This is a genomic window from Mesorhizobium sp. M7A.F.Ca.US.005.03.2.1, assembly GCF_003997795.1.
Lineage (GTDB): Bacteria > Pseudomonadota > Alphaproteobacteria > Rhizobiales > Rhizobiaceae > Mesorhizobium > Mesorhizobium ciceri.
The window spans coordinates 1-9,198 of record NZ_RZRP01000168.1 but is presented as its reverse complement, the minus strand read 5'-3'; the positions used below and the strand labels follow the sequence as shown (position 1 = coordinate 9,198).

Annotated in this window: 12 protein-coding genes; 7 read left to right on the top strand and 5 right to left on the bottom strand. The window is 61.3% G+C overall.

All coding sequences use genetic code 11. The features are described from left to right. The 5 genes from EN991_RS12150 to EN991_RS12130 form a co-directional block, all read left to right on the top strand. The coding region (locus EN991_RS12150; RefSeq protein ID WP_206519196.1) for a cbb3-type cytochrome c oxidase subunit I at positions 1-1,029 on the top strand (1,029 nt) is incomplete at its 5' end. Continuing rightward, positions 1,026-1,631 (top strand): cytochrome c oxidase subunit 3, encoded by a 606-nt coding sequence (locus EN991_RS12145; protein ID WP_013525139.1) that lies wholly within the window; start codon positions 1,026-1,028, stop codon positions 1,629-1,631. The genes EN991_RS12150 and EN991_RS12145, both read left to right, overlap by 4 nt. A gap of 1 nt (position 1,632) precedes the next feature. Further along, positions 1,633-1,974, top strand: a complete 342-nt coding sequence (locus EN991_RS12140) for a hypothetical protein (protein WP_063170778.1) — start codon at positions 1,633-1,635, stop codon at positions 1,972-1,974. Next, positions 1,971-2,849: a cytochrome c oxidase assembly protein gene (locus EN991_RS12135; protein WP_127368834.1), complete on the top strand. Its 879-nt coding sequence runs from the start codon at positions 1,971-1,973 to the stop codon at positions 2,847-2,849. The genes EN991_RS12140 and EN991_RS12135 overlap by 4 nt, the downstream gene beginning before the upstream one ends. Then, a complete protein-coding gene (locus tag EN991_RS12130; RefSeq protein WP_027161878.1) occupies positions 2,830-3,246 on the top strand; it encodes a c-type cytochrome in 417 nt (138 codons plus the stop codon). The genes EN991_RS12135 and EN991_RS12130 overlap by 20 nt, the downstream gene beginning before the upstream one ends. Before the next feature lie 77 nt (positions 3,247-3,323). On the opposite strand, the gene EN991_RS12125 is transcribed toward EN991_RS12130, so the two are convergent. The 5 genes from EN991_RS12125 to EN991_RS12105 all read right to left on the bottom strand — a co-directional run bounded on the left by EN991_RS12125 (position 3,324) and on the right by EN991_RS12105 (position 7,609). Further along, entirely contained in the window at positions 3,324-4,103 is a 780-nt protein-coding gene (locus EN991_RS12125; RefSeq protein WP_245460950.1) for a hypothetical protein, read from the bottom strand. A gap of 56 nt (positions 4,104-4,159) precedes the next feature. Continuing rightward, complete coding sequence (locus tag EN991_RS12120) at positions 4,160-4,552, bottom strand: phage holin family protein (protein ID WP_013525134.1); 393 nt, start codon at positions 4,550-4,552, stop codon at positions 4,160-4,162. Then, positions 4,549-5,157, bottom strand: a complete 609-nt coding sequence (locus tag EN991_RS12115) for a hypothetical protein (RefSeq protein WP_127368832.1) — start codon at positions 5,155-5,157, stop codon at positions 4,549-4,551. The genes EN991_RS12120 and EN991_RS12115 overlap by 4 nt, the downstream gene beginning before the upstream one ends. A 318-nt stretch (positions 5,158-5,475) precedes the next feature. Continuing rightward, a complete protein-coding gene (locus tag EN991_RS12110; protein ID WP_013525132.1) occupies positions 5,476-6,321 on the bottom strand; it encodes a manganese catalase family protein in 846 nt (281 codons plus the stop codon). A 172-nt stretch (positions 6,322-6,493) separates the two neighbouring features. Then, positions 6,494-7,609 carry a hypothetical protein gene (locus tag EN991_RS12105; protein ID WP_164752036.1) on the bottom strand — a complete coding sequence of 372 codons (1,116 nt, stop codon included), beginning with the start codon at positions 7,607-7,609 and terminating at the stop codon, positions 6,494-6,496. A 158-nt stretch (positions 7,610-7,767) separates the two neighbouring features. On the opposite strand from EN991_RS12105, the gene EN991_RS12100 reads away from it, so the two are divergent. Continuing rightward, positions 7,768-8,940, top strand: a complete 1,173-nt coding sequence (locus EN991_RS12100; RefSeq protein ID WP_127368831.1) for a glycosyltransferase — start codon at positions 7,768-7,770, stop codon at positions 8,938-8,940. 2 nt (positions 8,941-8,942) lie between these two features. Further along, positions 8,943-9,198, top strand: a 256-nt coding sequence (locus EN991_RS12095) for an NAD(P)-binding protein (RefSeq protein WP_164768999.1), incomplete at its 3' end; no start/stop codon positions are given.

Here is a 9,198-nt window from a genome sequence, read left to right as displayed (position 1 = left end):
ACATTCGGTCATCTCGGGCTGGTCCTGTCGCTGATCGCGGTCGGCTTCCTTTCGTTCGGGCTTTGGGTCCATCACATGTTCGCCACCGGCCTGCCAAAGCTTGGCGCCAGCTTCTTCACCGCATCCAGCATGATGATCGCCATCCCGAACGGCGTACAGATCTTCTGCTGGCTGGCAACATTATGGGACGGCAGACCGGTGATCCGAACTCCGTTGCTGTTCGTCTTCGGCTTTTTCTTCATCTTCGTCATCGGCGGGCTGACGGGCGTGATGCTCGCCTCAGTGCCGTTGGATCTTCAGGTCCACGACACCTATTTCGTCGTCGCCCACTTCCATTACGTGCTGATCGGCGGCTCGGTGTTCCCGCTGCTTGGCGCGGCTTATTTCTGGTTCCCGAAGGTCACCGGCCGCATGATGAGCGAACGCCTCGGGCGGTGGCATTTCTGGCTGGCCTTCATCGGGTTCAATGCAGCCTTTTTCCCGATGCATCTGGTCGGCCTGTGGGGCATGCCACGACGTGTCTACACCTATCCGGCCGAGCTTGGCTGGGGCAACATCAACCTTTTCATCTCGGCTGGGGCGTTACTCTTCTTCCTGAGCTTTGTCCTGTTCACCTTCAACCTTGTGCATGGCGCGTTGAAAGGCACCTCGGCCGGCAACAATCCGTGGGACGCAGGAACCTTGGAGTGGGCAACATCCTCGCCGCCGCCGAGCTATAATTTCGCACGCATTCCCATCGTGACTCATATCGAGCCGCTCTGGGCCGAGCGCGAGGCGCTCCCTGTAGCGACCGGGCTCCGCGTCGACGCGCGCGAACTCCTCATCTCGACCGTGGCCGAAGCTCATCCCGACATTCGCGAGAAATCGGCCGCCCCTTCGATCTGGCCGCTTTTAGCGGCGCTGGCCGTCGGCGGCACGTTTCTCTATTCAATCTTCACGCCCTGGGCGATCGTCTGGGGCGCCGCGCCAATCGCCATCACGTTGATCGGATGGTTCTGGCCCAAGGGCGATCCGGAGGACGAGGAATGAAGCAGCGCGCCGCCGCCGATCTTTCTGGCCTGCCCACCTTCGGGCACGGTCCGCGCAGCCCGACCTGGTGGGGCACGCTGGGTTTCATGGCGCTGGAAGGCACGGGCTTCGCGCTGGCGGCCGGCGCTTATCTCTACCTTGCGCAGTCATGGCCAGACTGGCCCCTCAGCGCACCGCGCCCGAACCATTGGCCCGGAACGATCGTCACCATTCTGTTCATCGTCAGCCTTGTGCCTAACCACATCCTCCACCGCTATGCCAAGCAATGTTCGATGGTGCCGGTGCGGATCGGGCTGATGGTCATGTCGCTGCTCGGCATCGCTCCGCTCGTCGTGCGCTGGTTCGAATTCCCGGCCCTCAACATCTATTGGGACACCAATGCCTATGGATCGATGCTCTGGGTGCTGCTCGGGCTGCACACCACCCATCTCATCACCGATGTCGGCGACACCATCGTGCTGACTGTGCTGATGTTCACGCGCCACGGCTATAGCGGCCGTCGCTTCGGCGATGTCGGCGACAATGTCTTCTACTGGGACTTCGTGGTCCTGACCTGGATTCCGATCTATCTGCTCATCTACTGGGTGCCGAGGCTAGGCTGAGATGCGTGCATTACGCCTGGGAACGTCTTGGGGTGGTCTTCTGTCAGGGCCGCTGGCGTGGGCGGTCTCGACACAGCTGAATTATGCGCTGGTGCCCTGGCAATGCAATCGCCAGGTGCCGGTCGTGCTTCCCGTGGCGCTGCTGCTCGTCTTGTTGTCGCTGCTCGGCGGGGCGCTGTCGTGGCGGGCGAAGCGGCGAGGCGGTGCCGCATTCAAGCCGAAGCGTACGCGCGCCACAGAGCGCTTCGTCGCCAATCTCGGCATGCTGTCGGCGTTGCTGTTTGCGCTTGTGATCCTCATGCAAGGCAGCGCGGCGCTGATCCTGGATGAGTGCCTGCGATGAATCTGGACGGGCTGTTCTCTACTTCCATCTGCTACGGCGCCGGCGCACCCGAGGCCGGGTGGACGCTCGCGCTGCCCATCACCCTGCCACTTGCCGTGCTTGCCCTGATATATGTCGTTGGAGCTGGCCGGCTTTGGCGGCGCAGCAGCCGCGGCAGGACTCTGCGGCTGCGCCAGGCTCTGCTGTTCACGGCCGGATGGGGCGTGTTGACGGCCGCGTTGGTCAGCCCGATTCATGCACTCGGTGAGCAGATCTTTGCGGCGCATATGATCGAGCATGAACTGCTGATGGCCGTGGCGGCGCCGCTGCTGGTCTCCGCCAGCCCGGCTGCGGCCTTGATGTGGGGATTTCCCGCCGGGGTCCGGCGCATTCTTGGAATGGCCGGGCACGGCAGATGGCTGAATGCGGTTTGGTCTTTCGTAACTCGACCGCTCAGCGCGACCATTGCCCACGGCCTGGCCATATGGATCTGGCACCTTCCGGCGTTGTTCGAGGCCGCGCTCGAACGCGGCGTGATGCACTATGCACAGCACGCGAGCTTCTTCGGAACAGGGCTGCTGTTCTGGTGGGTACTCTTGCCGCGTCCCGGCCGCCAGCATGCCTATGGGACCGCAGTGATGCATCTTTTCGTCACCTCGCTGCACACTGGCCTGCTTGGCGTGCTCCTGCTGCTCTGGCCGCGGCTCTGGTACCCGCAGAACGCGGTGGGTGCGGCACTATGGAATTTGAGCCCCCTGGAAGACCAGCAACTTGCCGGGCTGGTGATGTGGGTTCCCGCTGGACTGATCTATGGCGGCGCAGCGCTGCTGCTGGCCGCGCTGTGGATCAAGGCGAGCGGAAGGGGGGAGGCGGCGCATGCCTACGAGCTTGTCTAAGCTGCTTGCCGGCGCCAGCGCCGCGCTGGTGCTGCTCGTTGCGGGCGTGGCCGGAATGACCTGGTGGTCCGATCAGGCGGCGCGCATCCGCCACGAGGCGGAGGCGGCCACGGGAGGTGACATTGCGCGCGCCATGCCGATCATGACTGCGAATGGTTGTTCCGGCTGCCATACGATTTCGGGCGTGCCGGGCGCGCAAGGGCAGGTCGGTCCACGCCTCGACGCCAGTCTTGCTGACCGCACCTTTATCGGCGGCGGGCTGGCCAACAATCCAGAGAACCTGATCCGCTGGATACGATCTGCCAGGGAAATCAATCCGCGCACGGCCATGCCATCGACCCGAATTTCGGAGCAGCAGGCGCGCGATATCGCGGCCTACCTCTACGCTCTGAAATGATTGAGCGGTTCACCGTTTGACGGACAACGCCGACCCTTCTGAAGAGACCGATTGTCGTTGATCCAGGATCATTCAAGCTAGGTTTGACGCTGAGATGGATCGGAAATCCGTTCACGCACGGCGTGCTCGGTCTTGTCTGCTGTGGACTTCACGATCTCGCCGAGCTGATCGGCGATCGTGTCTGCTTCCATATGTTGCCGGCCAGCTTCCTGCTTGATGGTCTCATAGGCTTCGGCGGCGACCTGCTTGGCCTCGTCGAGACCCCTGTCGAGCATGGTTTCGGCGGTATCGCGAAGCTTTTCGCCATAGGCGCCTAGCTGCTCATCCTCCGTTGCGGTATGGGGCAACATTGCACCTATGGCGGCGCCGATGGCGAGACCCGCGGCCGCTATGGCCAAGGGCTGGTTCTCCAACAGATCTTGCGCGGAGCGGGCGGCTTTCGCCGCCATGTCGCCGGTCACCGATCTTGCAGTGGCCGTGCTGCCCGTCAAACCCTCCGCGGCGCTGCTTGCCGCGCTGGAAACGGTATCGCCGACGCTGGCGGCAGCCGATGACAGCGATGCGGCGGCATCGGAAAGCGTGCTGCCCAAGCCTCCACGTTCCCGTTCATCATGTCGTCCCGGCGCCGAGGGCATTGAGTAGCCAGCCGAACCGCGGGCGGTGTCTGCGGTACCACTGCCGAACATCAGCCAAGCCAGACCCGCGCCCACCATAGTGACCGGCAAAGGATTGTCTCGGACCTGCGTTCTGAGGTTGGCGAGCATGGCCGAACTCTCCCCTCCCGAGAACAGCCCGGTGAACTCATCCAGCAATTGTCCCGGCGTCATCCTGCCTCGAATGGATTCGGCGGTCTCCATCACCCGCGCACGGGCTGCCTCGGCCTCGCGTTCAAGTTCGGCTGCGGATTTCTCAGTCATCTCACTTGTTCCTTGATCACGCTCGCGTCGCGCTTGAGCTGTTCCTGGGTGCGGTCGGGGGTAAGTTCCGAAGGCGCCATGCTGGCCGTCCCGGTCCGCAGCAGGATAATGCCGAGGGCCGCCACGACCACGCCGACCAGCAGGGAAGACCACCCCGCGCCAAGTCCTGCCCGCGTCAGTGCAATAACGAGTGCCTGCAGCAACACCATTAGCGCGGCGAGCAAGCAGATCGCGCCGCCCAGCACTTCCGCGGCACCTGCTCCGGCTTTGGCAAGCTTTTCAGAAAGCTCGGCCCGAAACAGCCTGGCCTCGGTTTGCACCAAAGTGGTGACATTCTGGGCCAAGTCGGTGATCAGCCCGGCAAGGCTTGGGTTGTCCTGGGTGTTCATCTGTCCTGCTCCGCGCTCTGCATGGCCCCATCATCGCCGACGACGCCCGAATCCTGCGACCGATCAGCGGACCAACCCTGTGCCTGATCGGTGTGGGATTTGAGGTCTCCCGGCGCATCCTGAAATTCTCGACCCGCCGGCGGCGAGGCCTTGATGAACCGCCCGAGAGCCAATCCGGCCAATACCGATCCGGCAAGCAGGACACCGGGATTTTGCCGGCCAAAGGACTGCACGTCCTCCAGGACCTGGCCGAACGGCTTCTGTTTCAATGACGATGAAAGCCGCTCCAAGCCACCGGCAGCATCCAATGCGAACTTCGATGCGTTCCTTTCATCGTTGTTGGCCAGGTGATCACTGGCCGCGCGCAGTGCGCCGCCCAGCGCCGCCAGGCTCGATCCGATGTCGCGCTGCGCTTCCTGCGCCTTGTCGGAGATGACCTCCCTGGCTTCAGATGCATAGTCGCCAGCCTTGCGGGTCACCGTATCACGCGCGTCGTGAAGCAACTCGCTGGCACGCTCATTTTCCTGGCGAAGCCTTTCGGAAACGTCGCTTTTCGCCTTGTCGAAATCGGTGGGCTGTCCGCCCTGATCGTTTTCATGCTGCATGGGGCCACCTAGTGAAGACCGAGGAAGGAGAGGACCGCCAGCACGACAACGATAACGCCGATAAGATAGATGACACTGTTCATGTGCACGTCCTCCGTGGCTGTCCAACTTCGCGGAGCCGGCGATGTTCCCTAGGTGAAGCATTTATGTCGAAGCGGAAATGGAGAGCTTCGTCAGGCACGCACCAGTCACCAATGGGTCGCACTATCCCTCGTGCGGAGCGCCAGTTGCTCGGTACCACCGGGTGCGCCCGACTCCGCAGGAGCCGCTAGTAGGAGACAGCCGAGTGCCGGCTCCCTCCGGCATTGCTATCTTTGCCTATTCGGCTGCCCGCCTGTCGATCATCTGCTCGCTCTGGGCGCCGGAACTTGGCCGAGGCGGCGACAGCATGGGCTCCTCGCCCATTGGCGAACCGGCGACCAGGGAGAACTCGCCCTTGCCGTCCATCGACGGTCCTTCGCTCCAACGTCCCTGCGCTGGTTCGACACCTTCGACGAAGCAATTGATGAAGGCATAGGATACGTCCTGATGCTCCTTTTCCTGCGGGAAGGAGTTGGGGACCGGCAGAGACGCGTTCAGTCCGCCCATATCTTCGATTGCCGCGAGCCACTGCTGTTGGTGCATGGTGTCGCGCGCAATAAGGAAGGACAGCATGTCCTTCATGCCGGGATCGCTGGTCATGTTGTACAGGCGGGTCGCAAGCACGCGGCCGCTTCCTTCCGCGGTGACGTTTGCGACCATATCCGCGGCAAGATTGCCGCTGGCATAGACATGCGAAGCATTGAAGGGAACGCCGTTGGCGTTTTCAGGCAGTGCGGCCAGGCCGGTCGACAAGATATGGCGGAAGTTCATCCCGTTGAGGACCGAGCCGCCGACCGTGTCCGACGAGATGTCCTCCTGCAGCGAAAGTGGTGCACCCTCAAGATTGAGGGCGACCGCAGTCGCCAGCATTTCGATATGGCCGAGCTCCTCGGTCGCCGTGTTCAACAACAGGTCGCGGTATTTGGCCGGCCCGCGGCATCCCCATGCCTGGAAGAAATACTGCAAGGCCACGCGGATCTCGCCTTCTACTCCGCCGATGGCCTGCTGCAAGGCACGGGCAAAGACTGGATTGGGCGTTTCCACACGAACCGGGTACTGCAATTTCTTGTCGGTGTAATACATGGCTGACTCCTGGTTGGAAGTCAGCCGAACCTCAGCTCTGATGCATTGTTCCGTGCGAGGAACACTTAATTCCGGCAGGCTTTCCGCGGGAATGTCTCGGGCCACGGACGCTTATTCGCAATGCGAGCCGTCCAGTTCGTTGATGCAGTCGGTACGAGTGGCGCCGACCGGATCACGCGACCCTGGAAAGCAGAGCGACGTCACATCTGGCCAAGCCGTAGCGCCACCGATGATCAGTCGTGGCGACCCGGCTCTGATAAAACAGTGAAAGCTGGCTGCCTTCGATCATCACTGTCGAGTGGCCGTTCTCTCCCGGCTGGCCTGGTTCCAGCACCGGGCCGATCGAGACGTAAGGTCCAGCAACGTTATCCGCGATGGCAAAAAACACGCGTTGCCGGTTCCCGCGAAGGCCATTGGGCAGAAAGCAAGTGGCATTGAGAAGCACGCGACCGTCCGGCAATTCGACCAGTTGTGCGCCCTCAATGCCCCATTCATAGTCGGGATCCTCTCTTGTGTTGTGGTGAGGCACATCATTGTGGTCGAGGATCTTGCCGATCCGCTTCCAGGGACCGAACCATGAGTCGGATTGGCTGCGTGCGAGATAGATGTCGGGCTGCGGCACCCTGGTGAATTTTGGCATGGCGGAATAGACGAGGTAGCGCTTGCCGCCAATAAGTGCGGGATGCGGATCGTAAATGCCATCTTCCTCCGTGTCCGGGATCGCGAGGATTGCGGGGCTAAGAACCACCCACTGGAACCCGTCATTGGAAACCGCATGCTCGCAGCGGCCGCCAGACTTCATGAACTCGGTCTGGATGAACATGTGAAAGACGCCGCTTTCGTGGATGACCCCCGGAGCCGCAACACCACTCCCATTGATTGGAAGCTCGATCGACTGATGCTCGGTCCACGGCCCATAAAGGTCCGGCGCCGTGGCGTGCAGTATCGTCCACGTCTCGGTGGTCACCGTGCCGCTCGAGCCGAAGACGTGCCACAGGCTGCCATCAAAGACGGGGCAAGGGTCCTTGAGGTCATCCACGCTTTGCGGATGAAACAGCGGAAAAACGTTGGTCGCAAAGTCGATCTTCATATCAGCCCCGGAATTCGCCTGGCACGGACTCGCCAGCGATGCGGGCGAATCAACTTGATGTCCTGCGCATTTTATAGCCAGCGACTTCAACGCAAATACGGCAGGTCCGTTCTCCACCGACATTCCGCCGTCGCTCACGCTTTCAAAGCCCGGCGATGCGCGGCGAGCGTTCTCAGCTTCGCGGAAATATGGTCGCATTCGTCATCCGAGCGGTGACCGAGAGCTCTTCACTTCACCTTGGAACAACTCACGCGCTGGAAAGTTAGGAGCTGGCATCGAAGTCTATTTCTCCTCGATCCGCGCTTAACAAATGTTAGTCGTAACATAAACGAAAGATTACGGGAAGGAACATCTCAATGGAAGCAGCCTTGGGCAGGGTATCCGCCAGTAAACACACAGGCAGGGAAAATCTACTGGTTTGCTTCTCCCACTTGCGATGGAATTTCGTTCATCAACGGCCGCAGCATATCCTCACCCTCGCATCCGAGCAGCAGAGAGTGGTCTACTTTGAGGAGCCTGTTTTCGAAGAACTGCCACAGCCGCAGATGCGGACGAGCGAGGCATCGCCAAACATCCTGATCGTGACACCAGTGCTGCCGCTCGGCGCGTCGGCCGCGAAATCAGATGCCGTGCAGCAGAGGTTTGTTCAGCAGATCATAGCTTCTATGCCGCACAGCCGGCTGATCGCCTGGTATTACACGCCGATGGCTCTCCGCTTCACGGAGTTTCTTGACCCAGACATATGCGTCTACGACTGCATGGACGAACTCTCCGCTTTCAAGAATGCGCCGCCCGAACTGGCGCAGATGGAAAAGGCACTTCTGCGCCGCGCCGATCTCGTTTTCACCGGTGGTCTGAGCCTGTTCGAGACCAAGCGCCGCCTGCATCAGGCTATTTACCCCTTTCCGAGCAGCATCGACGTGAAACACTTTCACAAGGCTAGGCTGCCAGGAAAGGACCCAGCCGATCAGGCCGGCATTCCTCACCCGAGGGTGGGGTATTTCGGCGTCATCGACGAGCGGCTGGACGCCGGACTCGTGGCGCTAGCGGCGCGGACGATGCCGGACGTGCATTTCGTCATGATTGGCCCCGTGGTCAAAATCGATCCTGCAATCCTGCCGAAGGCCGACAACCTGCATTGGTTGGGTGCCAAGGCCTACTGCGACCTGCCCGATTATCTGCGCCATTGGGATGCCGGGTGGATGCCGTTTGCACTCAACGAAGCGACCCGGTTCATCAGCCCAACCAAGACGCCAGAGTTCCTGGCTGCGGGCCTGCCCGTAATCTCGACGGCGATCGTTGACGTCGTGCGCAGCTACGGCGCTGCTGGACTGGTGGAAATCGCCGACAGTGACGACTTGGAGAGCAAGCTGCGCTCCATGCTTTTGCGACCGCGTGAGATGCTGCTGCCGCAAGTCGATGCCTATCTGGCTGACATGTCGTGGGAAAGAACATGGACGGCCATGGCCGCTCACATTGAGGGCGCCTACCGACGCAAGAAGGTCGTCCCGTTGCGCAGGAGCGCATAGCCATGTTCGATTGGCTGATCGTCGGCGCGGGGTTTGCCGGCAGCGTGCTTGCCGAAAGAATAGCCTCGCAGCGTCATGAAAGCGTTCTCTTGGTCGATCGCCGCAGCCATGTCGGCGGCAACGCCTATGATTGCTATAATGAAGCCGGCATCCTCATCCACCGCTATGGGCCACATATTTTTCACACCAACAGCCAGTCGATCGTGGACTACCTCTCCCAGTTCACCCAATGGCGCACATACGAGCATAGGGTTCTGG